The sequence below is a fragment of the Streptomyces sp. NPDC089915 genome, assembly GCF_040684675.1.
Taxonomy (GTDB): Bacteria; Actinomycetota; Actinomycetes; order Streptomycetales; family Streptomycetaceae; genus Streptomyces.
Window position 1 is genome coordinate 1 of record NZ_JBFBGN010000423.1, and the last position, 1,063, is coordinate 1,063.

The window sequence follows — 1,063 nt, forward strand, 5'->3', positions numbered from 1 at the left end:
GGCTCGGTCAGCTCCTCGCGGAGGGGCGGCCCGTCGTCCTCGATCACGGGCTGTGGACCCGGGCCGAGCGCGACGACTGGCGGCGGGCCGTCACCGCGGCGGGCGGGATCCCCGTCCTGCTCGTGCTCGACACCGACCACGACACCCGCTGGGAGCGCATCCGGCACCGCAACACCCACGGGTCTCCGGCCGACATCCGGTTCGAGGAACACCACCTGCACCGGTTCCGCGACCGCTACCAGCCGCCCGGGCCCGACGAGGGCCCCGTCCCCTACGACGGCGACCCGGCGTCCGCCCTCCGGCTCCTCACGGCCGACGCGGACGCCGCAGACGCCACTCCCACCACCACCCGCTGGGATCCCGCACCCCTCCCCGAGGTCGTCGGCCTGTTCGGCCGTGCCGGGTGCCGGTGGTGGATCGCCGGGGGCCACGCGATCGAACTGGCCGTGGGGCGCGAGCTCCGCCCCCACGGCGACGTCGACGTCCTGCTCCTGCGCGACGACCAGCACGCCGTGCAGGAAGTCCTCCCCGGCTGGGAGTGGTGGGCCGCCGACCCGCCCGGCACCCTGCGCCCGTGGCTCCGTGACGAGCGGCTCCACCCCGGCGTCCACGACGTCTGGTGCCGCCCCGGGCCCGGCCGGCCCTGGCGGATCCAGGTCATGCTGGACGAGGGGCGGGGCGGGGAGTGGGTGTCCCGGCGCGACGCCACCGTACGCCGGCCGGTCGCCGGGATCGGCGCCGTCAGCCCGGACGGCATCCCCTACCTGCGGCCTGAGATCCAGCTGTACTACAAGGCGAAGCAGCCCCGCCCGAAGGACGAACGGGACTTCGACGCCGTCCTCCCGCTGCTCGACACCGGCCAACGCGCCTGGCTCGCGGACGCCGTCTCCCGCACCCTCGGACCCCACCCCTGGACGGCACGGCTGCGTTGATCCCCTGCTCCCCGGCGCCCCGCAACGGACCCGCACCGGCGTCGCCGATGCACAGCAGGCCCGGGCGGTGCCAGCGGCGCAGGCGGTCGAGCCGTACGTCGAGGAGCTTGACCTCGTCCCAGGAGGTGACG

1 protein-coding gene and 1 pseudogene are annotated in these 1,063 nt (G+C 75.8%); both read left to right on the forward strand.

All coding sequences use genetic code 11. The features are described from left to right. Nucleotides 1-50: 50 nt before the first annotated feature. Nucleotides 51-188: pseudogene (locus AB0O29_RS36345) on the forward strand (hypothetical protein); the annotation flags it as partial. Between the two features lie 198 nt (nucleotides 189-386). Then, a complete protein-coding gene (locus AB0O29_RS36350) occupies nucleotides 387-932 on the forward strand; it encodes an amino acid transporter (protein WP_365160832.1) in 546 nt (181 codons plus the stop codon). The last annotated feature ends 131 nt before the right edge of the window (nucleotides 933-1,063 follow it).